General features: G+C 60.6%; 15 protein-coding genes. 7 read left to right on the top strand and 8 right to left on the bottom strand.

The window, feature by feature from the left end:
• Positions 1-63 precede the first annotated feature (63 nt).
• From gcvT to O2N64_RS02390, 5 genes are all read left to right on the top strand, one after another.
• Complete coding sequence (gcvT, locus tag O2N64_RS02370; protein WP_271078689.1) at positions 64-1191, top strand: glycine cleavage system aminomethyltransferase GcvT; 1128 nt, start codon at positions 64-66, stop codon at positions 1189-1191.
• 5 nt (positions 1192-1196) lie between these two features.
• Positions 1197-1568, top strand: coding sequence for a glycine cleavage system protein GcvH (gene gcvH, locus O2N64_RS02375; RefSeq protein WP_271078690.1), 372 nt, complete (start codon positions 1197-1199; stop codon positions 1566-1568).
• A gap of 140 nt (positions 1569-1708) precedes the next feature.
• Positions 1709-3064: an aminomethyl-transferring glycine dehydrogenase subunit GcvPA gene (gcvPA, locus tag O2N64_RS02380; RefSeq protein ID WP_271078691.1), complete on the top strand. Its 1356-nt coding sequence runs from the start codon at positions 1709-1711 to the stop codon at positions 3062-3064.
• The gene (gene gcvPB, locus O2N64_RS02385; protein ID WP_271078692.1) at positions 3061-4629 is read left to right on the top strand and encodes an aminomethyl-transferring glycine dehydrogenase subunit GcvPB; all 1569 of its coding nucleotides are present in this window, start codon (positions 3061-3063) and stop codon (positions 4627-4629) included. The genes gcvPA and gcvPB overlap by 4 nt, the downstream gene beginning before the upstream one ends.
• 86 nt (positions 4630-4715) lie before the next feature.
• Positions 4716-6338: a pre-peptidase C-terminal domain-containing protein gene (locus O2N64_RS02390; RefSeq protein WP_271078693.1), complete on the top strand. Its 1623-nt coding sequence runs from the start codon at positions 4716-4718 to the stop codon at positions 6336-6338.
• A 77-nt stretch (positions 6339-6415) separates the two neighbouring features.
• On the opposite strand, the gene O2N64_RS02395 is transcribed toward O2N64_RS02390, so the two are convergent.
• The 6 genes from O2N64_RS02395 to O2N64_RS02420 form a co-directional block, all read right to left on the bottom strand.
• The gene (locus O2N64_RS02395) at positions 6416-7852 is read right to left on the bottom strand and encodes a sugar MFS transporter (RefSeq protein WP_271078694.1); all 1437 of its coding nucleotides are present in this window, start codon (positions 7850-7852) and stop codon (positions 6416-6418) included.
• Positions 7853-7924: 72 nt separating this feature from the next.
• Positions 7925-10306 carry a glycoside hydrolase family 3 protein gene (locus tag O2N64_RS02400; RefSeq protein ID WP_271078695.1) on the bottom strand — a complete coding sequence of 794 codons (2382 nt, stop codon included), beginning with the start codon at positions 10304-10306 and terminating at the stop codon, positions 7925-7927.
• Positions 10307-10456: 150 nt separating this feature from the next.
• Positions 10457-11686 carry an MFS transporter gene (locus O2N64_RS02405; RefSeq protein ID WP_271078696.1) on the bottom strand — a complete coding sequence of 410 codons (1230 nt, stop codon included), beginning with the start codon at positions 11684-11686 and terminating at the stop codon, positions 10457-10459.
• Positions 11679-12746: a LacI family DNA-binding transcriptional regulator gene (locus tag O2N64_RS02410; RefSeq protein ID WP_271078697.1), complete on the bottom strand. Its 1068-nt coding sequence runs from the start codon at positions 12744-12746 to the stop codon at positions 11679-11681. The genes O2N64_RS02405 and O2N64_RS02410 overlap by 8 nt, the downstream gene beginning before the upstream one ends.
• Before the next feature lies 1 nt (position 12747).
• Entirely contained in the window at positions 12748-13767 is a 1020-nt protein-coding gene (locus O2N64_RS02415; RefSeq protein ID WP_271078698.1) for a glycoside hydrolase family 16 protein, read from the bottom strand.
• Between the two features lie 118 nt (positions 13768-13885).
• Positions 13886-17059: a TonB-dependent receptor gene (locus O2N64_RS02420; protein WP_271078699.1), complete on the bottom strand. Its 3174-nt coding sequence runs from the start codon at positions 17057-17059 to the stop codon at positions 13886-13888.
• Positions 17060-17326: 267 nt separating this feature from the next.
• On the opposite strand from O2N64_RS02420, the gene O2N64_RS02425 reads away from it, so the two are divergent.
• The gene (locus O2N64_RS02425; RefSeq protein WP_271078700.1) at positions 17327-18835 is read left to right on the top strand and encodes a tryptophan halogenase family protein; all 1509 of its coding nucleotides are present in this window, start codon (positions 17327-17329) and stop codon (positions 18833-18835) included.
• Positions 18836-18937: 102 nt separating this feature from the next.
• Positions 18938-19612 carry a response regulator transcription factor gene (locus O2N64_RS02430; protein ID WP_271078701.1) on the top strand — a complete coding sequence of 225 codons (675 nt, stop codon included), beginning with the start codon at positions 18938-18940 and terminating at the stop codon, positions 19610-19612.
• A 77-nt stretch (positions 19613-19689) separates the two neighbouring features.
• On the opposite strand, the gene O2N64_RS02435 is transcribed toward O2N64_RS02430, so the two are convergent.
• Together O2N64_RS02435 and O2N64_RS02440 are read right to left on the bottom strand one after the other, a co-directional pair.
• On the bottom strand, positions 19690-22419 hold the full coding sequence (locus O2N64_RS02435) for a TonB-dependent receptor domain-containing protein (protein WP_271078702.1): 2730 nt from the start codon (positions 22417-22419) through the stop codon (positions 19690-19692).
• 95 nt (positions 22420-22514) lie between these two features.
• Entirely contained in the window at positions 22515-24089 is a 1575-nt protein-coding gene (locus O2N64_RS02440) for a hypothetical protein (RefSeq protein ID WP_271078703.1), read from the bottom strand.
• Positions 24090-24186 lie beyond the last annotated feature (97 nt).

Here is a 24186-nt window from a genome sequence, read left to right on the forward strand (position 1 = left end):
TGGTGAAGGCGTCCGGCACGCGGGCGCCGCCAGACCGTGCCCTGCGCTGGAAGTGACCTGTTGATGAGCGATACCGAAACCGAAATTGAAGAACAGGCACCGGAAAAGCTTCCGCTGGATGCCTGGCACCGCGCGCAGGGTGGCCGCATGGTTCCCTTCGCGGGCTATGAAATGCCGATCCAGTATGAAGGCATCAAGGCAGAACACGATTGGACACGCAGCTCCGCCAGCCTGTTCGATGTGAGCCATATGGGCCAGCTTTCCGTAAGCGGAGACAATGCCGCGCAGGAACTGGAAAAGCTGCTCCCCAACGGGATCGCCAATCTTGGCGAAGGCAAGATGCGCTATTCGCTGCTGCTGAACGATGAAGGCGGCATTATCGACGATCTCATCGTAACCAATGCCGGGCCGCATCTTGCGCTCGTGGTCAACGGTGCCTGCAAGTGGGACGATATCGCCCACCTTCGCGAGCACCTGCCCGACGAAATCACGCTGACGCATTACGATGATTTTGCATTGCTCGCCCTGCAAGGCCCGAAAGCAGCCGAGGTGCTGGAAAGCATCATTCCCGGTGTAGGCGATCTCACTTTCATGACCGCGGGTCTTTTCAAGTTCAAGGATCAGCATGTCTGGGTGAGCCGCGCTGGGTATACCGGTGAGGACGGCTTCGAAATTTCCATCCATGAAGGCCATGTCGAAACGCTCGCCAATGCGCTGGTGGCAGACGAGCGCGTGAAGCCTGCGGGCCTTGGCGCGCGGGATTCGCTGCGCCTTGAGGCAGCACTGCCTCTCTATGGCCATGACCTTACCCTCGAGACCGATCCCGTCAGTGCAGGCCTCACCTTCGCCATCGCCAAGGCGCGGCGCGAGACCGGCGGCTATCTCGGCCACGCGGCAACCATTTCGCGGCTCGACGGCGGCAATACACATACGCGCATTGGCCTCGCCCTCGAAGGTCGTCAGCCAGCGCGCGAGGGTGCGCTTGTCTACTCCAGCGATGAGCAAGTGGGCCATGTCACCAGTGGCGGTTTCTCGCCGACGCTCGGCCATCCCATCGCCATGGCCTATGTCCAAAACCCGTATTGCGAAATGGGCACCGATCTTGAAATCGAAGTGCGCGGCAAGCGTTTGCCCGCCAAGACCGTGCCCTTCCCCTTCGTCCCGCATAAATACCACCGCAAAGGAGCCTGAGCAGCATGGCACGTTACTTTACCGAAGAGCATGAGTGGATCGAAGTCGACGGCGACACCGCGATCATCGGCATCACCGATTATGCGCAGGAACAGCTGGGCGATGTCGTGTTCGTCGAAGTGCCGGATACAGGCGCAGAATTTGCGAAGGGTGCTGAAGCCGCCGTGGTCGAAAGCGTGAAAGCCGCGAGCGACGTCTATGCTCCTATCGCGGGCACTGTGCTCGAAGGCAATTCCGCTCTCGAAGACGAACCCGAACTCGTCAACACAGCTCCCGAAGCCGAAGGCTGGTTCTTCAAGCTGACTATCGCCGACAAGGGCGAGCTGGAAGGCCTCATGGATGCCAAGGCCTACAAGGCGTTCTGCGACGAATTGTAATTTTACAACCCCCCTCCCGCCTGCGGGAGGGGCCGGGGGTGGGTATGGGCCCGGACGGGCCCACCCCGCTGCGACTAGCTCGCTTCGCTCGGCAAGTCTCGCTCCCCTCCCGCAAGCGGTAGGGGCATTGGATAAAAACTATGCGCTACCTCCCCCTGACCGAAACCGATCGCACTGCGATGCTCGATGCCATCGGCGCTTCGAGCGTCGACGCCTTGTTCACCGATGTGCCGTCCGATCTCTATCTCAATGGCCCGATCGAAGGTCTGCCGCTGCATGCGACCGAGATGGCAGTCGAAAAGCACATGCGGAAGCTGTCGAAGCAGAACCTTGCGGCGGCCGATGCGGCGTTTTTCCTGGGGGCAGGAGCGTACAAGCATCACGTGCCCGCCACGGTCGATCACCTGATCCAGCGCGGCGAATTCCTCACCGCCTATACGCCCTACCAGCCGGAAATTGCGCAGGGCACGCTGCAGATGCTGTTCGAGTTCCAGACGCAGGTCGCAAACCTTTACGGCTGCGCGATTGCCAATGCCTCGCTTTACGATGGCTCGACTGCATGTTGGGAGGCGGTCGCGATGGCGGCGCGTGTCACACGCAAGAAGCGCCATGTCCTCTCCGGCGCGCTGCACCCGCATTACGCCGAAGTCGTGCGCACGATGGCCAAGTTCACCGAGGACGAGATCGCCGGGGCGAAAGTCAGCCTCACCGCGCGTCCCGATGATGACGGGCTGATCGCGCGGATTGACGAGAATACCGCGAGCGTCGTGGTGCAATATCCCGATATCCTGGGCCGCATTCCGGACTTGCAGAAAATCGCCGATGCCGCCCACGCGGTCGGCGCAAAGCTGATCGTCGTGAATACCGAGCCGGTGGCTCTGGGCGCGCTGGAAGCTCCGGGTAATCTCGGCGCGGATATCGTGGTTGGTGAAGGCCAGGCTCTGGGTGTCGGCCTGCAATTTGGCGGGCCCTATCTCGGCCTGTTCGCAATCAGCGATCCCAAGATGGTGCGGCAGATGCCGGGTCGCCTTTGCGGAGAGACCACGGATGCCGATGGCAAGCGCGGCTTCGTACTGACGCTTTCGACGCGCGAGCAGCATATCCGGCGCGAGAAAGCCACGTCGAACATTTGCACCAACAGCGGCCTGTGCGCTCTCGCCTTCTCGATCCATATGACCCTGCTGGGCGACAAGGGATTGAAGGGCCTTGCGGCAGAAAACCACCGCCTCGCCTGCATCGCTGCCGACCGCCTCTCCAAGGTGCCGGGCGTCACCGTGCTGAACGATCATTTCTTCAACGAATTTACGCTGATCTTCGATGCCGATGCGCGCCAGTTGGTGCGCGATCTGGCCGAACAGAACATTCTTGCAGGTGTCTCATTGGGCCGCCTGTTCCCGAATGACGATTGCAATGGCCTGATCGTCGCGGTGACCGAGACGACCACGGTGGAGGATATCGAAACCCTTGCCGCTGCGCTTGAGGAGAAGCTGTCATGAACAAGCCGATCAACCAGAGCGGGTGGAAGCCCGGAACGCCTGTCGCATCCGATGGAAGCGAGCATCCCACCGTCACCGGCAACAAGGCACTGATGCTGGAAGAGGCGCTGATCTTCGAGATTGGCGGTACCGAAACTTGCGGCGTGGACCTGCCCGAAACGCCGACCGATCTGCCCAGCCGCCTTGGCGATTTTGCGCGAACGGACGGCACCGGCCTTCCCGGTCTGTCCGAGCCGGAGACAGTACGCCACTACACGCGCCTCAGTCGCCAGAACTACGGGATCGACCTTGGCTTCTTCCCGCTCGGCAGCTGCACCATGAAGCATAATCCGCGCCTCAACGAGAAGGTCGCGCGCATGCCCGGATTTGCCGATGTGCATCCGATGCAGCCGACCGACACGGTGCAGGGCGCGCTCGGCGTCATGAACGAGCTTGCGCATTGGCTGATCGAGCTCACCGGCATGCGTGGCGTGGCCATGAGCCCGAAGGCGGGCGCGCATGGCGAGCTCTGCGGTATCCTGTGTATCCGCGCCGCACTGGAAGCGCGCGGCGATGCGCGCAAGGTCGTGCTGGTGCCCGAAAGCGCGCATGGCACGAACCCCGCGACCGCGGCCTTTGCCGGCTATGCGACCGAAGATATTCCCGCCAACAAGGACGGGCGCGTCGATCTTGAAGCTTTGAAAGAGCGCCTCGGCCCCGATGTGGCAGCGGTGATGATCACCAATCCGAACACTTGCGGCCTGTTCGAACGCGACATGAAAGCGATTTCGGATGCGGTGCATGAAGCGGGTGGTTTCGTCTATTGCGACGGCGCTAATTTCAACGCGATCATGGGCCGCGTGAAGCCGGGTGATCTTGGCGTGGATGCGATGCACATCAACCTCCACAAGACCTTCTCCACCCCGCACGGCGGCGGCGGACCGGGTTCTGGCCCGGTCGTGCTGTCAGAGGCACTGTCGCCGTTCGGCCCGCTGCCGTTCACCGCGCGGACCGATGATGGCTACATCCACCTGGTCGAAGAGGAGAATGCCGACGAATACGACCACACCCGCGCCTTTGGCCGGATGACCGCGTTCCACGGGCAGATGGGTATGTTCAGCCGCGCGCTGACCTATATCCTCAGCCACGGGGCGGATGGATTGCGCACGGCTGCAGGCGATGCGGTGCTCAACGCCAATTACATCCTGCGCCAGCTCGAAGGTGAATTCGATGCACCGTTCGCAGCGAGCGGACCTTGCATGCACGAAGCACTGTTCAGCGATGAAGGTTTTGCGGAGGGGTTCAGCACGCTCGATCTTGCCAAGGGCCTGATCGACGAAGGCTTCCACCCGATGACCATGTACTTCCCGCTGGTGGTGCATGGCGCGATGCTGATCGAACCCACCGAGACCGAGAGCAAGGACGGGATCGACCAGTTCATCATGGCAATGAAATCGCTCGGCAAGCGTGCGAAAGAAGGCGATGAGGCGCTGAAATCGGCCCCGCATCACGCGCCGCGCGCGCGTCTCGATGAGGCTCAGGCTGCACGCAAGCCGCGCCTGTCCTGGACGCAGGACGAGGGCTAACAGACTTCTCGCACCAGTCATTCGGTTTCCGTTCATCATTAGGCAGCTATTGATGAACGGAAACGCTATCAATTGGGGGGCAATTTATGACGAAAGCAGGTTATCTTTCCGCTGCAGCCATGGCGGCTGTGCTGGTGCTGGCACCGGCTGCCGCGCAGACATTTTCACCGACTGCCGAAGCGGCGCTCAGCGCGTCCAAGCAGGATCGCAAACCCGATTCCAGCAATAGGGCCATGCGCAATTCGGGCGGCGCGATCGCACTGGGCGAAGGCGTCTCCGGCAATCTGGACCGCGGTACCGCGACTTACACGCTGGAAGGCCGCGCCGGACAGCGTGTGCGCATCGCGCTCAGTTCCTCGCAATTCGACACCGTGCTGCGCATGACCGGCCCCGGCGGGTTCAGCGAAGAGAACGACGACGCCCCGAGCGGCGGGACGCTCAACAGTGAAATCGAGACGGTCCTGCCCGCCGATGGCACCTATCGCTTGGTGGTAGGAGCGTATGGCAATCAAGGCAGCGGTCCGTTCCGCCTCTCCGCGATGGATCCCGCCAATCCCGCCCCGGGCGGAGCTGCGGCCATCGCCATGGGTCAGACCATAACCGGCACTTTGCGGCAGAGCGACCAGACCTCGCTCACCGGGCAATATGTCGATTACTATGCCTTCAACGGCCGCGCCGGAGAGCGCGTGACTTTCGATCTGGGCGCGCCCGATGTCGATACGGTCCTCTCCGTCTATCTCCCCGATGGCCGTCAGGAGAGCAATGACGATTACAATGCGTCGGAAAGCTTCGACAGCCGCCTTTCGATCACTCTGCCGACCGATGGCACCTATCACGTCGCGGCGAGCAGCTTCTCTCCCGGCGAGACCGGCGAGTACTATCTGACCATCCGCCCCGCCGATGACAATGTGCGCACCGTGCGCCCGGCATCGGGCAATGCGCGGGTTTTTGCGCTCAGCGTAGGTGTGGCCGATTACGAGCGGATCAGCCCGCTTAACCGGACAGACGAGGATGCCACCCGTGTCACCGCTGCCCTGCGCGATGCAGGCATGCTGGCACCGGAAAGCGTCACGCTGGTCAACGCGCAGGCGACCCGCGAGAATTTTGCCGAGGCGCTCAGCAGTCTGAATGCCGCGATGGGCGATGACGACCTGCTGCTCGTCTTCTTCTCCGGCCACGGCGAAAAGGTCGAGAACATGACGACCGAGCGTGACGGCAGCGCGGAAACGATCGAGCTCTTCGATGCCGCCCTGTTCGATTACGAACTTGCCGAAATGTTCGAGAATATCGATGCCCGAACGCTGCTAGTGATCGATGCCTGCTTCGCTGGCGGATTCGACAATGTCGTGCGCCAGCGCAACAATCGTATGGGCATCTTCAGCTCCGACGAAGACGTGCTGAGCCTTGTCGCCACGGGCGAGAAGGCAGGCGGCTATATCAGCCACATCTTCCGCGCTGCGCTGGAAGGCGGAGCCGATCTCAACGGAGACCGCGCTGTCGAAGCTGGCGAGCTGTCCGAATACATGCGCCGCGAATTCTACACCATGGTGTTGGAAGAGCCGCTGGCAACCGATGCCGAGGATTTCCGCGACACGCAGACACCCGGCTGGCAGCACATCATCGTCGATCGCGGTGGTGACGGCATGCCGCACCAGCAGGTGCTCATGAACATGGGCTCTGTCACCGGAGATCGCGTCGCGCGCCGCTAGAGCAATTCAGAAGCGAAAACGAAAAGGGGCGACGGTCTGGATGACCGCCGCCCCTTTTTCATTCGGTGACGCCTGGATCAAGCGTAGGTTTCGGCCGGCCGTCTGGCGAATATCCCGAAAGCTGCAATCACTGCATAGCAAATGATCGGAATGATCATTGCGAAGGCAAGGTTGCCGCCAGTCGCATCGGCGACAACACCGTACAGCAGCGGAACCACTGCGCCGCCGAAGATAGCGACATTGATGATGCCCGAACCGTCTGCGGCCTTGGGCCCGAGCTTCTCGCATGCGAGCGAGAAGATCGTCGGGAACATGATCGAATTCATCAGGCCAACTGCGAGCAGGCTGTACGCCGACACTTCGCCGCTGGTCATGATGGATATAACGATCAATGCGATCGCGCCGACCGCGTTGAAGGCGAGGATCTTGCCGGGGCTGAACATGCGCAGGAACGCAGAGCCGATGAAACGGCCAACCATGGCACCGCCCCAATAGAGGCCAATCATCCAGCCGATTACGCTCTCCGGCTCACCTAGCACACGCTCGGTGGACAGGTAGTTGATGATGATCGAGCCGATGGCAACTTCACCGCCCACATAGAGGAAGATGCACAATGCGCCGAAAGCGAAACGCTTCCGCCCCCGCAAGAGGGCATTGTCATAAAGCCAAAGCGCCGGAGCAGCGAGGATGACGAACACACCCAGCCACGCATTGACCTGAACTGCGAGAAACGCACCAAGCGCCACCAGCGCCAGGCCTATCAGATAGCGACCGTTGGAAACCAGCTCGCCTTCGCCCATTGTCTTTGCATCGTGAGGCAGGCGGTTGCGGAACATCCACACGGCTGCTGCCACCAGAGCGATAAGAACTGCTACGCCGAGATAGCCCTGCCAGATCGCTTCACTTTCAGCAGCGCGATAGGCCTGCAGCGCAGCGCCTTCGAGTTGATCCGCACTCATTTCGGCAAGGCTGCCGAGAATGACGGCAGCGCCGACAATCGGGAAAACCGTGGTGCCGAGCGAGTTGAACGCCTGCGCAAAAGTTAGGCGGCTGTGCGTCGTCGAAGGCGGGCCGAGCAGGCTGATAAGCGGGTTTGCCACGACCTGCACGATCACCACGCCGCTGGCGAGAATAAACAATGCGGCCAGGAAGATGGCATAGGTCGCATTCTGACTAGCCGGAATGAATAGCAGGCAGCCCACGATCATCGTGCACAGGCCGGCTACGGCGCCACGCATATAGCCGATTTTCTTCACCAGCTTTGCACCCGGAATGCCGATCAGCAAATAGGCTGCGAAGAAGCAAAACTGCACCAGCATCGCCTCTGTGTAGGAGAGCGTGAACAGCTCTTTCAGCTTCGGGATGAGCACATCGTTGAGCGAGGTGATGCCGCCAAAGATGAAAAAAAGGCCAAAAACGAAATATTGCAAACCCGGCGCATTCACCGGCGGCGTATCATCGTCGACCACCGGTTTTGGATCGGTGCTGCTCGACACATCAGGCGCTAAAGCCATTATCTTCTCCCCACAAACGAGACGCTTTGTGACAAGCGCCCCGCGTTAAATCCAGTCCCTAAATTCGCGTGCTCAGAAAGAGCACTCGGTACCTTCCGGCAAATCTTCACGGCGAATTTCCGCGATACGGAAAGTCAGATCCGCTTCGGTCATGAAACCTAGGATATTACCCATTTCGGCAAAGCAGGCATCGGTCAGGATCATCTCGCGGAAGCCCTTTCCGTGTGCATTCTGCCATTCCATGGTGACATCGAGCACACTCGGCTCACCATCGGGCGTTGCCATCAGCAGCGAGACCGGCGCCGTCGGACGCGTTTCGACTTCATAGGTCAGACGCCATGCACCGCCCCCATCGTCTTCCTGCAGGATGGCAAGGCGCGATCCGGCGGACATTTCAATCTCGCGCGAATCTTCCTGCGCGTTGCGATCGTAACCGCGCACGCTGATACCGGCAGCTTGCGACGAGCCGCGAAAATTGGGCAGCGTCTCATTGTCATTGCCCAGCCCATTGCCCGAGGCGAAGGCCATCGCGCCGTCGACAAGGCGGCCTGATCCGAAGATTTCCGAACCTGCGCCCACTTCGAGCAGGCTGCAGCTTTCGCCGAGGTCTCCGCGCGAGCCGGTCTCGCCGGTGGAAAGGCCATAGCCCACGGCGAACAGCGCCCCTTCCGCCTGGTTGAGCGGGGTGCCGATGCAGTCATTCGGCCAGCTGAAGGACAATCGTCCTGTCGCTTGCACTGCGCCCGTCAGAATATCGGCAACACCGCCGCCTTCGCTGCCCGGAAGCCAGGATGCGACAAAGGCATTGGAGGCGTTCATCTCGCGGTTCATCCACAGCGGACGGCCGGAAAGAAATACCGCAACCGTTGGGATGCCCTGCTCTTCAAAAGAGCGCAGAAGTTCGAGGCCTTCCTCGTCGCGGAAGGCCAGGTCGCGCTGGTCGCCTGCGAATTCGGCATAGGGCTTCTCGCCGAACACGACGACGGCAACGTCGGGCCGCGTGGTAAAGCTGCCATCTTCGGAAAGCGTCGCTGTTCCGTCATTGCTGGTGATCGCTTCTTCCAGGCCTTCCCAGATCGATTCCGCATTGGGGAACAAGCGGTCAGCGATGCCCGCGTCCGCGCCCATTTCGCCTTCGAGGCCGCCCTGCCATTCCAGCGTCCAGCCGCCGGAGGCCTGACCGATGTCATCGGCAGCAGAGCCAGCGACAAGCACATTGGAGCCTGCAGCAAGCGGCAGGATGCCATCATTCTGCAGGATCACCTGCGAACGCGCCACGGCTTCGCGCGCCAGGGCGCGGTGCTCAGGCGATGCGAGCAGTTCGTAGCGCCCGGCGACGCCGCGCTCCGACGGGCGCACCGCATCGGGGCCGAGCAGGCCAGCGCGATATTTGACGCGCAGGACGCGGGTGACCGCTTCATCGACGCGTTCCGTGGGAACGGTGCCGTCATTCACCTGTGCAATCAGGTTTTCCGTCAGTTCGCGCCAGTCATCGGGCACCATGTAGATGTCGAGCCCTGCCAGCAGCGATTGCGGACAATTGGTGACCGTGCAGCCCTGCACTTGTCCGTGACCGTTCCAGTCACCCACCACCAGGCCGTCGAAACCCATTTCGCCGCGCAGAACATCTGTCAGCAGCGCTTCATTGCCGTGCATCTTGCGGCCATTGATCGAATTGAAGCTGGCCATGATCGTTTCAACCCCGGCGTCGATTGTCGCGGGATAGGGACGGCCGTGCAGAGCCAATAGCTCGTCGATATCGCCATTCACATCGCCCTGGTCGACGCCCTGTTCGGTGCCGCCATCGCCGAAGAAATGCTTGGCGGTTGCGATCACCCGGCCGGTGCCGAGATAATCATCTGCGCCGCGCGTACCCTGCAGGCCTTCGACCAATGCAGCGCCGAGTTCGGCGACGAGATCGGGGTTCTCGGAATAGCTTTCGTAAGTCCGGCCCCAGCGATCATCGCGCGCGACAGCGACTGTCGGCGAGAAATTCCAGTCGATGCCGGTGACTTCGATTTCGACGGCAGTCGCCTGACCGATCCGGCGCACCAGATCGGCATCGCCTGCCGCGCCAAGCGCGATATTGTGCGGGAAGATCGTCGCGCCAACCACATTGGTGTGGCCATGAACCGCGTCCGTACCCCACATCGTCGGGATTACCGGCTCGCCATTCGGCAGCGGCTGGACCGATGCGGCATACATTTCATCGGCATAGCGCAGCCACTCGGAAGCAGGCGCGAATTCGTCTCCGTAAGGGCCGCCGTTGCCGCCGTTCAGATAGCTGCCGAAGCGATATTGCTCCATGTCTTCAGGAGTGAAGGAATTGATCTGCGGCTGGATCAGCTGACCGATCTTGTGCTCAAGCGACATGCGCGACACGAGATCGGCGATATAGGCATCTTCATCGCCGTATAGGCTGGCGGTTTCCACACTTGCCTGCGGCTCTGCCACTGGTGTTGTCGCACAGCCCGCAAGAGCCAATGCCATAACAGTTCCGGCGACACTCGCCCGCAAATTCAACCCCGACCGCATAGTAAACCTCTCTCCAGATTCCCCGATTGAGAACGTTCTCAATTGATCCGGTTTTACACCGCAGGGCTATCAAGGCAAGCGGTCATTTTGCGATTTCGGCGCTCTTATGGCTGTCAGCAGGATGATGCACGCCAGAGCGGAAAGGCCTGCCAGCAAGCCAAACAGTCCTGCAAATCCGAACACCGGCACCAGCATGATCGTCAGCACGGACATGATCGGTGAGGGCACTGTATTGGTGAGATTGAATATGCCGAGATCGCGCCCACGGCTTTCCGGGCGCGGCAGGACACGCAGCGTCTGCGCGGTGTGCAGCGACAGGAAGACGTGCGAGGCGAGGCCGAACATGGCGTAGGCTGCCAGAGCAAGCGGAAGGCTGGGCGCCAGCGCCATGCTCACCAAGGCCAGCGAGCTCACCCCGGCAGTGATGCCCAAGGGAAAAATCGGCCGATCATTGCGGTCCATCCAGCGCCCGACCAGCATGCTGGCCGGCACGGTCAAGAACAGAACGCCGAAGAAAATCTGCGCCGCGTCATCATCGCCAATCTCCGGATTGATCGATCGCAGCCACAGGTAAAGATAGGCAAACAGCGTCGCCTCGGCGATCTGCACCAGCAGCCGTGCAATCCACATGCGGGCGACAAGACGGCGGCGGGCACCTGAGGTTTCCGCGGACTGCGAAGTCGCCGGCGCATGCAAAGCCGGAAAATGAACGGGCCTGCCGAAAAGGAGCACTGGCAGGACGCAAGCGATAACGATCGCCGCCACCGCGACCATCCGCATATCGGCGCTGAGCATGCCGGGGATCGTCAGCACGGCCCCGCTGAGCGCACCCAAGGCAGGCGCAAATGCCAGCAGTCCGCCAAGCAAGCCCTTCTGCTGATCGGGCACGGTATCTCCCGCCCATGCCGCAAGCGGGCTGAGCATCATGTTCAGGCCCAACTGCCAGAGCACGAGCAGGCCGAGCAAAGTCGCCAGATCATTGGCGGAACGCAAGGCGACCAGCAGAATGCTGCTAATCACCAGGCCGGTGAGTATCCAATAACGGCGATTGCGCGTCAGATCGGATAGCCAGCCGAAGCCGATGTTGGAGACGCTGGCGGCGATTGCCCCGGCAAACGCGGCATAGGCGAGCCAATCCACGCTCTGCGCTCCAGCCATGGACTCGACCCGAACGGGAAGCAGTATGGTCAGAAACGGCACATAGGCGACCGCGCCTCCAGCTGCCGCCAGCGCATAGAGCAAAAGGAAGCGAATGGACTGGCGCTCGATCGCGGCAGGTCCGCTTGCCTGATCAGCCATGCAGGCGCAGCTTGGCAGGCGAAGCGACAGACTCACGCTCGATCAGCCTGCCTTCGACGACCAGCGGCATTTCCGGCAAATCGTCTCCGCGCTGCTTCGCGATCAGCAATTCGACCGCGCGGCCAACCGTCTCTGCAACCGGCTGGTCGATGGCTGTCAGGGCAGGCTGGATGAAGCGAACGACGGGCGAATTGTCGAAGCTGATGAGCGAGACATCGCCAGGCACGCGCAGACCGAGCGAATGGGCGACCGAATTGGTCGCCATCGCCATCTGATCATTACTGGCGATGATCGCCGTCGGACGCGACGACTTCTGCAGCAGCGTGCGTGCCGCACGCTCTCCCGATGCGAATGAAAAATCGCCGCGCTCGCACAGGCCATCTGTCGGCAGGCCAGCCTCCTGCATGGTTTCCTTCCAGCCCAATTTACGGCGATTGCTGACCGCATATTCCTCGGGCCCTGCAATCATCGCGATCCGTTCATGTCCCTTGTCGATCAGATAGCGCGTGGCCATCGCCGCCATCCTGCTGTCCGCCATGGTCAGCGAAATGCTGCCGCCATTGGCGCGCGAGCCGATCCGCGCATAGGGAATCTTGTGTTTGTCCAGCAGCTCGGTGATCAGGCGGTTATCGGAGTGCGGCGGCGTAAGGATAACGCCATCGGGCTGGATCGCGGCGATCGTCCCGGCCAATTCACGCTGGATATTGTCATCATGCGTATCGACTAGCTCGAACAGCAGGCGATAGCCGTGCTCTGCACATTTGAGCATTCCGCCCATCAGCATCTGGTCGACCCAATCGCTGCCTTCGCGCGCATTCCATGCTTCGATCGTGCGCTCACGATCGTTGAGGGCAAGAATGATATAGGATCGCGATCCGCTCATCCTTTGTGCCGCGATGGAGGGAACATAGCCCAATTTGTCGATCGAGGCCTGCACCCGCTCCTTCATCTCCGGGCGGACGTTAGCTTCGTTGTTGATCACACGGCTGACCGTTTGCAACGACACACCCGCGTCAGCTGCAACATGCTTGATCGTGACCGATTGACGACGGCGCGCCATCTTAATTGCCCTCCATGCAGCCGCGACCGGTCGCGGGATCTGCATCACATTGCCACACGCGAACCCAATCGACTTCAACCTGCTTGGGGAAGCCGTCTGTCGATACGCCGCGTAAATTGGTATTTTCCGGCCAATTGCCGCCAATGGCAAGATTGATGATCAGGTGAAACTCCTGATCGAAAGGCGCATTGGCGTCGCTGCTGGCGGCAGTCCACCACTCGCTCGCTTCTATCGTGCCAAAGGGTTCACCGTCGATCGTCCAGGTGAAGCGCCCCTCTTCCCAGATCACGCCATAAGTATGAAATTCACCGTCGAGGACGCCGGGAAAGGACCGCTCGCGATTGAGATAGACATTGCCCGGCGGACGATCACCGAAATGGAGCGTGCCAAGCACTGAATTCTCGCCGCCCGCTTCGCAATCGGCGCATTCGACGCCGAGATTGACCGCTTCCATGATATCGATCTCGCCCGAGAGCGGCCATCCGCCATAAACATCGCCTTCCGGCATCATCCAGAATGCGGGCCAGGTCCCCTGACCCTGCGGCAGGCGGGCACGCAACTCGATACGGCCGTAGCGCCAGCTGGCATTGCCTTGCGTGGTGACCTTGCCCGAAGTGAATGGCTTGGTGTTCTGCGCGTTGGGATCAGGCTGGGATGACGCCATGTGCGGCGGCCATGCGGCACCCGTCCAGCTTTCTTCATGCGCGCGCAGGACAAGCATGCCGTTCTGCACCGAGACGTTTTCCGGCCGGGCCGTATAGCATTGCTGCTCGTTATTCCCGCCACCCCAGCAATCCTCGATGAGGTTCCAGCGCGATGTATCGAGCGATGGCGCATTAAATTCGTCCGACCACACAAGCTGCCACTCGCCGGTCGGCGTCGCGCCAGTGCTCGGCGTTGGCATCGGCGTGGACAGACTTGTCGGAGCACCAGATGCGCTGCCGCCGCCACAGCCGGCGAGCGTCATACAGGCAGCTGCCAGCGCGGCACTGCCGATGTGGTTCTGCAGAATTCTCATCATCCCATCCACCATCCGGATAGCGCATTTTACATGCGCAACTCCAGAAAAAGAATGGGCCCCGGCGCACTTACCGCGCCGGAGCCCATCTGTCCTTACTCGTCCCGAAGGAGCTCCGGCTTTAGAAGTTGAACCGGACGAGGAAAGTATAGCGACGGTCGTTGCGGTACGCCGAGCGGATTACGCGGGTACCGTCAAAGTCCACCACCGAGCTGGTCTGCGTGACTTCGTCGAGCAGGTTTACACCCTGCACACCGATTTTGATGTTGTCGGTGAGCTCATAGAAGATCGACGCGTCGAGCTGCCCGGTGCTCTCACCGTAAATCGGCGAGAACGGGAAGATCACGTCACGCGGGGTCTGCAGGAAGTCCGAGCGCCAGTTGTAGGCCGCACGGGCCGAGAACCCATCGACTTCGTAGAAGATCGTCGCGTTGACCGTGTGCTCCGAGACACCTGGCTGCGGCAGGTCACCGAACACATCGCCCGAGGACGAGAAGTCCTGCGAGTCAATGTAAGTGTAGGTGAACTGACCACCGAGATACTGAAGCGGACCAGGCAGGAATTCCCAGACGTCCTGATAGGCAACTTCGACACCTTGCAACTGGGCAGACCCGAAGTTGACCGGACCGTTGACTTCAACAGCTGCAGTCACACCAGACGGGCTGGTGAAATCGCGAACCGTCGGACCAAAGCCGAACAGATTGTCGAATTCCTTGTGGAACAGGGCAACCGACAACGAACCAACATCGTCGAAGTAATATTCGAAGCTGAGATCGAGGTTCCACGATTCAATCGGCCGCAGCAGGCGGTTGCCGGTGAAGATCGCAAACAGCGGTCCATTGGCAAGAGCGTCTGGCCCTGCAAGCTCGAGCGAGCGGGTGTTGTCGAAGATCGCGCCACCGGTACGGAAGTCCGACAGATCGGGCCGCGAGATGCCACGCGAGCCAGCGAAGCGCACGAGCATGCCATTGTCAAAGTCCAGCTTCATATTGAAGCTCGGCAGCCAGTTGTCGAATTCGATATCGTCGCTGTCATCGATGACTTCACCGGTGAAAGCGGCTGCGAATTCGTCCTGACGCGCAGCGCTCAATGCGCAATATCCCGGAGCCTGCTGGCCCTGCTGGATGTTGCCGCAAGCAGCGCGGATTTCATCGCCGGTAACGGTGCCATCGAAATCGGTGTCGAAGAAGTTGCCGAACGGGAAGTTGATTTCCCCTTCGCTCTCGACAGTGGTTTCGACGTAACGCACGCCCACGTTGCCCGACAGCTCCCAGCCATTGGCGAAATAGGTGCCGAAGTCGAGACGACCGTAAAGGGCGAGCGTCTCTTCGCTGACGTCGGAAATTTCACCCGGCAGGAAGACCGTACCGTCGACCGTACCGCCGCGCGCGCTGATCGGGAACCAGGCGTTTGGCGTCAGGGTGAAGTCGGTGATTTCACGGGCCTGGCGGGTAATGTCACCGCTCAGGTAATCTTCGACCAGATTGTCACCGCCGAAGAAGAAGGCAGAGCCATCGCCCAGAGGGGTCGGCGCATTGCCGCGCTGGAAGTCGTCACCAAACGGATTGCGAACACTTGCCGATTCCGGGAAATCGAACACGTAAGCACCGCCACAGCCGAAGGCCTGGAAGTCCTGGCAGTTCCAATTGCCGCCGCGACCGGTCCACGGCGCACCTAGGTTACCCCAGTTGGAGAAGTTGGCGCTGCGCGTCACGCGATCGCGATTGGCCCATCGTGCACCAAAGCGAGCGGTACGCAGGAAGCCGTCGGTGGAGATGTCATACTCGACATCGCCGCGCAGGCTGTAAAGATCGCCTTCGTTGTCGACCTGGTTGTCCAGCAGGAACCAGTAGAAGGTACGCGCCGGATCGTTGAAGTACGATGTGTTCGACTGACCGGTACCCGGCTCCAGGAACTGGACCTGAGGCGTTCCGCCGGTGTTGTCGATGGCGATATCGGTATAGGTCTGCATGGCCGAGATGAAGCCATCTTCGGTACGACCCGAGCTCAGGATCTGACCTTCGAAATTGAAGCGCAGACGATCGGTTGCCTCGATCGCAACATCGATCGAGTAGTCTTCCGTGAAAGCTTCGTCTTCACGCTGGAAGCGCAGAAGCTCGGTCGGGATACCGCCGGCAGCATTGCCGTTAAACGGCTGCAACTGCGTCAGAACGCCGGTCTGGAAGACACCATTCTCGTCGAAGGTCCAGGTCGAACCATCGGCCTGCACAGGAAACAGACCATCGTCGTTCACGAGGCCGAGTGCAGCGAATTCATTGATGGTCGCTTCGGTTTCGGCACGCAGATATTCGAAAGTGACGAGGAAACGGCCGTCATTGCTTTCGAACTGACCGACTGCGGAATAGGCGTAACGGTCACGCGTCAGGCCGGTAGTACGGACACCAGCACCCTTGGGCGCGATGACCGTGCCCGCGGGCGGGAAGTTATCGGCATCAAAGTTCGGATCGCCAAAGTATCCGCCCGAACCCACGTTCACGACGCGGAGACAGCCGGAGTCCAGCGTATCGGCGCGGTAGCAAGGGTCAGTCAGCTGCGAAGCGTCCGTGCGCGTCACCAGCTCCTGCTGGGCGTAGCCGAACTGCAGGCCGAAGGTACCAATGGCGCTGTCGAACGTGTTCGAGATCAGGCCGGAGAAACCGGGCGACCACTCTTCAGCCATGTCGCCATAGTTCGCCTCAATCGTACCGGCAAAGTTGAAGCCAGGATTGTCGAGCGGCTTACGGGTCACGAGGTTTACGAGACCCGAAATGTTGCCCTCAATCATGTCGGCAGAGACGTTTTTGTAGATTTCTACGCGACCAAGCAGTTCGGGCGACACGTCGTTGAAGGACAGCACGCGGCCACCATTGGCGGAGAAAATGTCACGGCCATTGAGATTCGAAAGAACGTATGGCAGGCCGCGGATGATGACGTTCGAACCTTCAACCGAGAAACGGTCGGGGTCATCGCGCTGTTCGAAACGGCTGATGTTGACACCCGGAACGCGCTGCAGGGCCTCTGCAACCGAGCGGTCTGCCAGAGCGCCGATATCCTCAGCGGTAATGACGTCGACGACCGTATCGGCATCTTCCTTGAAATCCTGCGCACTTTCGAGCGAAGCGCGGATGCCGCTGACGATGATCGTATTCTCATCGACGACTTCTTCTTCAGGATCTTCGTCGGCGGACGCATCCTGCGCCAGCGCGATATTCGGCAGCCCTGCGACCAGCGCGAGGCTGGAAACGGTTGCGAGCGAACGAACCCGTCCTGCGGGTGAAATAATGGATTTGCGCACTGTAATCTCCCCTTCGACGCAGGCTTTGCACATCGCCTGTCATCGGCACCAAACTGATCCTCGTACGAGGAATCAGCGTTCTACATACCAGCGATGTGAGCGTTCACAACCCAAAAATATGAACGTTCACATTTGCTATTGCTTGGTGTAACATTTTTGCAATTATCCGGCTGCACCGCCAAAGGCCCACCCTTCCGGTTGGTCGCCGTAATGGGTAGAGATCGCGGCCGACCACACTATGCAATGCCCGAGGGAGTGGGGCGCATCATGGCTATTGAACATATCGTAATCGTTGGTGGCGGCACCGCGGGCTGGATGGCGGCGGCAGCGCTTTCCCGACTGCGACAGGGGCGCGAGCTTGCGATCACACTGGTCGAATCGGAAGCGATCGGCACCGTGGGCGTGGGCGAAGCGACCATCCCGCCATTCGTCGATTTCCAGCGCCTGCTCGAAATTGACGAAGCCGAAATGCTCGCCGCTGTGCAGGGCTCTTTTAAGCTCGGCATCCAGTTCGTGAACTGGGGCAAGCTTGGCGACAGCTACATCCACCCCTTCGGCAACTACGGCTATGAGATTGGCGGCCTCAGCTTCCACCACATCTGGCATTACCAGCAATCGACCGGCGACAATCGCCCGATCCAGGTCTTCAATGCCGAGACGATGGCCGCCTATTTCGGCAAATTCGCACGCACAGACGACATGCGCCGCGACGACCTGCCGCCGATCAATTACGCCTATCATATCAATGCCACCGCCTATGCCGGCTTCCTGCGCAAATATGCCGAGAAGCGCGGGGTCGTGCGGCAGGAAGGCAAGATCAGCGATGTGCAGCTGGACAGCGAAAGCGGCTTCGTCTCTTCGGTAACGCTGGAGAGCGGGCAGGAAATCAAAGGCGATTTCTTCGTCGATTGTTCGGGATTTCGTGGATTGCTCATCGAGCAGGCTCTGGAAACCGGATATGAGGACTGGACTCACTGGCTGCCCTGCAACCGCGCGGTAGCCCTGCCTTGCAACCGCGATGATGCCAGCCCTGCCCCGCCTTTCACCCGCGCCACCGCGCATTCGGCAGGCTGGCAGTGGCAGGTCCCGCTGCAACATCGCAATGGCAACGGCCATGTCTATTGCGATGCGTTCATGGAAGCCGATGAGGCGACCGATATCCTGATCAAGCATATGGCTGGCAAACCCACGGCAGATCCCAACCACCTGCGGTTTGTGACGGGGCGGCGGAAGAAATTCTGGAACAAGAATGTGGTGGCGATCGGCCTTGCCGCCGGCTTCATGGAGCCGCTGGAGTCCACCTCCATCCATCTCATCAACACCGGCATCAACAAGCTGATCGCCTTGCTTTCGCTCGATGGCGTGAATGAAACGCAGGCGCAGTCCTTCAACCGGCTGACCAATAAGGAATATGAGAAAATCCGCGATTTCCTCATCCTGCATTACCACGCCACCAGCCGCGATGATTCCGAATTCTGGAATTACTGCCGCACCATGAGCGTGCCCGACAGCCTGACCGAGAAGATGGAGCTGTTCAAATTGAACGGTCAAATCTTCCGCGAAGATGATGAGCTGTTCACCGAAACCAGCTGGGCCGCGGTGATGATGGGTCAGGGCATTTCCATGCAGGGCCATAACGCGATGGCAGCGACACTCGATCAGGCGGAGACCAAAAAGGAACTCGACGAGATCGAGAAATCCATCCGCTTCTTGGTGCAGCACATGCCATCGCATGGCGAGTATCTCGCGCGCTATTGCCCGGCCTCCCCGGCCTGACAGGAATTCACCCGCAATCCCTGCGGTTTTGCGCGCAAATTGTCATAAGCCAGTCAAATAAGGGCTGCACCACACCTCTCGTATCTCAGGATTGCGAGAGCAATGGACCGCGTCACGATTTTCACCACCGATAGCGCTGCTGCGCAGTTCCCGGCATTTGCCAATGGCGAAACCGAATTCGCCTTCGCGCATCTGTCGGCCGAAGGGCCCTCGCGGCTGATCGAAGGCTCCGTCTGGGCGTTCGTCGATTGGGTGATGGACGATCTTTCGGGCCTGGAAATGGTTCGCCGCCTGCGTGCAGACGAGCGCACCAGCGATGCGCATATCACCCTTGTTCTCGATGAAGATGATGCGGAGGACCGCCGCCGCGCACTGAAAGCTGGCGCCGATGACTATGCCGTCGCGCCGCTCGACCGGCAGGCCATCCTGGACCGCGTCCTCGCTCTCTACGATTGCACAAACCGCGCCGCGGCGGAGCGCCAGATCGTGCACGGCGATCTGGAGATTTTCGTCAGCAGCGAATTGGCACGCTGGCAGGGCGAACGCATCGAGCTGCGGCCCAATGAATTCCGCGTGCTCCGCTTTCTCGCCGAGAATCCGGAGCGCATTTTCTCCCGCCAGCAATTGATCGACGCGCTCGGCAAAGATGGCGATCCTGAGTGCCTGCGCACGGTGGATGTCTGGATCAAGCGACTGCGCGCGGGCCTGCGCAAGGTCGGCGCGGAGCATTTGCTGCGCACGGTCCACGGCCGGGGCTACGTCTTCGATCGCCCCTGATCGCCTGCTCTCCTCAATGAAAAAGCCCGCCGCACTTTCTCAAGTACAGCGGGCTTTTTGTTGGAGCGGCTGCCAGATCAGAAAGTGATCGAGAGCGATGCGCTGAATGACGTGCCCACATCATAGGTGTTGATCTCGACGCGATCGACACCGTTGGTCTGGAATTCCTCATTCCCGCGGCCGAAGATGTTGCGCGCTTCGAGCTTCAGCTCGGCATCACTGCCGAAGAGAGCGAGGCCCTGGCGGTAGACGAGATCGACTTCGAGACCCGGATCTTCGACGATGTCGGGCAGACCGGCCGTCCCGCGGCTGGTCACACGCTCGCTGCCGTAATTAACCAGCACGGTGAACTGCTGCAGCTCATCGACATCTTCCAGACTGGCCTGGAAATTGGCGAGGTGATCGGACTGGCCGGTCAGCGGCACGCCATCGACGAAGAGGTTCGTCGCCGGGACAGGTCCGCCGGGGAACAGCTGCGTAATGTCGGCGGCATCCACGGCGATGTCCGACTGGGTCCAGGTGTAGTTGGCAAACAGTGCAATCTGCTTGCTTTCAAACCAGCCGCCCCAGTTGAGCAGGTCGATTGTGTAGGCGACGTCCGCTTCGATACCGTAAAGCGTCGCGCTCGGCGCATTCGCGAAGCTGGTGATCTGATTGTTGTCGGAGAAGCTCGAGAACGCCTCGATCGGGTTTTCAATGTCCTTGTAGAAACCGGCAACCGATACGCGGTCAGGCCCGCCCATATAGTATTCGACGCGCACTTCGTAATTCGTCAGCTCGCTGTCGATGAGCAGCGGGTTACCGTTGAATTGGCGGTTGGTTTCGGGATCGTAATAGGTCTGGAAAACCAGCTCCCGGAATTGCGGGCGCGCGATCGTGCGGCTGGCATTGGCGCGGATCTGCAGGTCTTCGACCGGCTCCCACGTGACCGTGGCGGCAGGCAACCAATAGCTGTTCTCGAGCAGCGTGGATGCAGTGGATACGGGCGCATTGTCGAAGACTTGCGCCGGGTTCACGCTTTGCACTGCATCTTCATAGCGGACACCGGCATCCAAGCTGAGGCCGAGGACGGGCTCCCAATTGATCTTGCCGTAGCCAGCCCAGATTTCGAGCCCTGCGTTAAACGCCGGATCGGACTGGGTGGATTCGATGAGACCGATGTCAAAGAATTCGATGATCGCATCGCCGAGTAGAAGATCGGGACGCAGCGCGCCGACGCCATCGGGAAAGCTGGTGGGCGCGTTGAACAGGAATTCGCGGCGTTCGGAGAAGCGCGCGGTATTCGTATAGGCGCCGCCGACGGTCACAGCGAAGCTGTCGAAAATCGGGTAGCTGACATCCACGCCTGCCGACCACAACTCCTCCTGCAAGTCCGAGAAGACCACTGCAGCATCGCCCGTCTGGCGGTCGAGCACGTTGATGAAACGATCACCGAATTCGCCCGACGAATTGTCGCGCACATAGGTGAAAGTGTATTCATACGGCGCTTCGCGATCGGTGCGAGCGTAACCACCGCGCAGGTCGAGCGAGAGATCGCCGAATTCCAGTTCGGCGACCAGCTGGCTGTCGATCAGCTGGCGTTCGTACCAGGCGGTCTGCTGCTGCTGGATGCTGTCATCATCCTGGAAATCCTCACCCACCGATAGGCGCGCCTCCTTGAGCGAGTCGCGGATGAAGAGGTTGGTGAAGCGGAAGCGATGGTCGCCGATTTCAAGACCAATGCCGAGCATGGCATTGGCAAGAATGCGGTTGTCGGTCACCACATCGCGGAAATCATTGTCGAGCGAGAAGTCGGCGAGCACCGACTGCGAGACGATATCGCGGGTGCGCCATTTGTTGCTGATCGAACCGGTGAAGACGACACCGAGTATTCCGTCCGCGCCCACATCGAAGGAGGTCCCTGCGGTGAGGCTGGCCGACCAGTTCGCAGGCACATCGCCCAGACGCTGAAGCAGGATAAGGTTCGGATCACCGAGCTGCTGCGCGATGGCAGCCTGCGTGACCGGGGCATCGTTAAAATTCTGACCGTCATCGAGCGGGATGTCGCTCATCTGCAGGCCGCTGTCGAAATAGGTCTGCAAGGCAGGCGGCACATCGCGCGTGCCATCATCGAAGCCGAACCAGTCGAAGTCGGAGCCGTAGTAGGACAGGCCCTGATGCAGCGTGGTTTCGGTGTCCCCGCTGATCCCGCCGCCGATGGTCAGAAAGCTCTCATCGGGCACGGCGCGGGTTGTGAGGTTGATCACACCGCCACCGAATTCACCCGGGAAGTTCGCCGAATAGGTCTTCTGGACGAGGCTGGAGGCGACCACGTTGGTGGGGAAAATATCCAATGGGACAACACGGCTCAGCGGCTGCGGCGAAGGCAGCGGCAGGCCGTTCAGCAGCGCGAGCGAATAGCGATCACCAAGGCCGCGCACATAGACAAAGCCCTGACCCTGCACCGAGAGGCCGGTTACACGGCCCAGCGCGCCGGCGATATCGCCTTCACCCGTACGCGCAATCTGTTCAGTCGAAAGAACGCTGACGACCTGACTGGAGCTTTGCGTCGGATCGCGATTGATCCGGCCGGTCACGATGATCGATCCACCGGGGATCGAGATATCGGGATCCTCGACCTGATCTTCGTCATCCTGCGGATCCTGATCCTGCGGCGTGCTCAGGTCTTCCGGCGGGGTCGGGTCGACGTCCTGAGGCGGGAGCTGCGTATCCTGCGCAAAAGCCGCGCCCGGTATGGTGAGCGCGGTGGAAAGGAGAAGCAGGGCCGCCAGCTTCTTGCCAGTGGTGATCATCGGGAAATCCCTCATTTCGATCCTAAATTCCGCATCGGGCAGTGGCCCGATTGCCAATGAGACAAGGGGAGCGGCGCGCCTTACCCTGCGCGCCGCTCCCCCACGCTCAATCAGTTGAAGACCGGGATGGCCGTGCAATTGCCGGTGTTGTTGCCGAAGCTCACAGCCGAGGAGTCGCAGGTCCAGCCCTGCGTCCAGTCATCGCTATCGGAAACCGCACCGATGAAGTTCGCCGAAACGAAGAAGCTGCCCAGCGTCGTCACATCGAAAATGGTCGCGAAGCCGTTTTCATTTCCGCCGTTCAAATAGCCGTTCACCAGCGTGTTGGTGTAGCTCTTGTTGTTGCCGGTACCTGCATCGAAGATACCTTCGGCCTGCGCTGCAGTGATGCCGCCGCTGCCATCGCGGAAGTTGGCGGCACAATCGAGCGCAACCGACTGGAAGCGCGGCGGGCCGACATCATCGAGACCGGCATTGGCTGCACGAACCGTTTCATCGAGATCGAGGCGGATACACGGCGTGCCTGCTGCCGAAGCGTCCCAGATCAGCGTGTTGTAGAGGCCGTAGTCGGTGCCACCACGAATGCGGATCGCCTGATCGTTATCTCTGCGCTGGATGAAGGTCGCATTGGCAATCGTCGTGTTCTGGCGCGGGGTCTGGTCCTCAAGACCGTTGTTCGAGTCGGCTTCGATAATACCGTCACCGATGCCGGCGCGCTGTGCGGCGATCACGAACTGCATGTTCGCCTTCACACCGGTGTCGGTGTCGATCGAATCGTCTTCTGCGCCAGCTACGATCAGGTTCTTGATGTTCACGAAGCCGCCGAAGAATTCGACGCCATCGTCAGACGAATTGACCGACTGGATGAAGCTGAGATCGGTGCCGGTGCCGGTGCCGCCGGTGGTCAGCGCCTGCAGCTCGCTATCGCCCGAAAGTACGAAGCCGGAGAAACGGATCTGGACGTAGCGCATGGTGCCCGAGCTGTCGTCTTCAGTTGCCCCGCCGAAGAGCGATGGGTTCACCGCGCCTTCAACCTGGCGTTCGCAATCGACCGTACCCGGCGTCGCGCCCGGCGTGCGGCAATCGGTGACAGGAGCACGGCCGGAGAGAACCACGCCGCCCCACTGGCCCGACGAATCGGCATTGTTCTGGCCAAGGATGTTGTCGCGGCTGGTAAAGATGATCGGCCGGTCGGCGGTGCCGACGGCATTGATCGTGTTGCCGCGCGTTACGTTCAGGAAGCCCGAACCGCTGGCATAAAGGATGACGCCCGGATCGATCGACAGCTCAACATTGGTGTCGGAAAGACCGTCCGATGCGTCTGGAGCCGGGCCGCCATCGGTTCCGACGTTGACCTCGCCCGGAAGGCGATAGAGCAGGCCGTCGAAACGCGGCAGCGTGGTCGAAACATTGATGCGCTGTGGCAGTGCGCAGACGCGCCATTCGCCTTCGGGGCCGGTGATCGTGCCTTCATCGGTCAGGCCCTGCGGATCGGCGATCGTAGGGCAGCCGCCAGCTGGGGTCACGGCAGAAGACGTCGGGGTCGGCGACGGCGTCGGTGTTGCCGGCGGGTTGTTGATGATCACATTGCCGCCGGTACCGGGCGAAGCAATGTCGTCAGCGCCGCAAGCCGAAAGGGCAAGAGCGGATACGCCAAGAATGAGCGAACGGGAAAGTAGTGTCACGGCTATGGACCCCTCAAAAATCCGAAAGTGAAAATTGGACTTGTCGTTGAGAGAGGCATCTAGGCCCGCGAGGTGACACTTTATTTGCGGTTATGTG

Source organism: Aurantiacibacter sp. MUD61 (assembly GCF_027912455.1).
Lineage (GTDB): Bacteria > Pseudomonadota > Alphaproteobacteria > Sphingomonadales > Sphingomonadaceae > Alteraurantiacibacter.

Bases quoted from the DNA above. Each gene is read 5' to 3' on its own strand.
- gcvT (WP_271078689.1), top strand. From the start codon at position 64: ATGAGCGATACCGAAACCGAAATTGAAGAACAGGCACCGGAAAAGCTT.
- gcvH (WP_271078690.1), top strand. From the start codon at position 1,197: ATGGCACGTTACTTTACCGAAGAGCATGAGTGGATCGAAGTCGACGGC.
- gcvPA (WP_271078691.1), top strand. From the start codon at position 1,709: ATGCGCTACCTCCCCCTGACCGAAACCGATCGCACTGCGATGCTCGAT.
- gcvPB (WP_271078692.1), top strand. From the start codon at position 3,061: ATGAACAAGCCGATCAACCAGAGCGGGTGGAAGCCCGGAACGCCTGTC.
- O2N64_RS02390 (WP_271078693.1), top strand. From the start codon at position 4,716: ATGACGAAAGCAGGTTATCTTTCCGCTGCAGCCATGGCGGCTGTGCTG.
- O2N64_RS02395 (WP_271078694.1), bottom strand. From the start codon at position 7,852: ATGGCTTTAGCGCCTGATGTGTCGAGCAGCACCGATCCAAAACCGGTG.
- O2N64_RS02405 (WP_271078696.1), bottom strand. From the start codon at position 11,686: ATGGCTGATCAGGCAAGCGGACCTGCCGCGATCGAGCGCCAGTCCATT.
- O2N64_RS02410 (WP_271078697.1), bottom strand. From the start codon at position 12,746: ATGGCGCGCCGTCGTCAATCGGTCACGATCAAGCATGTTGCAGCTGAC.
- O2N64_RS02415 (WP_271078698.1), bottom strand. From the start codon at position 13,767: ATGATGAGAATTCTGCAGAACCACATCGGCAGTGCCGCGCTGGCAGCT.
- O2N64_RS02425 (WP_271078700.1), top strand. From the start codon at position 17,327: ATGGCTATTGAACATATCGTAATCGTTGGTGGCGGCACCGCGGGCTGG.
- O2N64_RS02430 (WP_271078701.1), top strand. From the start codon at position 18,938: ATGGACCGCGTCACGATTTTCACCACCGATAGCGCTGCTGCGCAGTTC.
- O2N64_RS02435 (WP_271078702.1), bottom strand. From the start codon at position 22,419: ATGAGGGATTTCCCGATGATCACCACTGGCAAGAAGCTGGCGGCCCTG.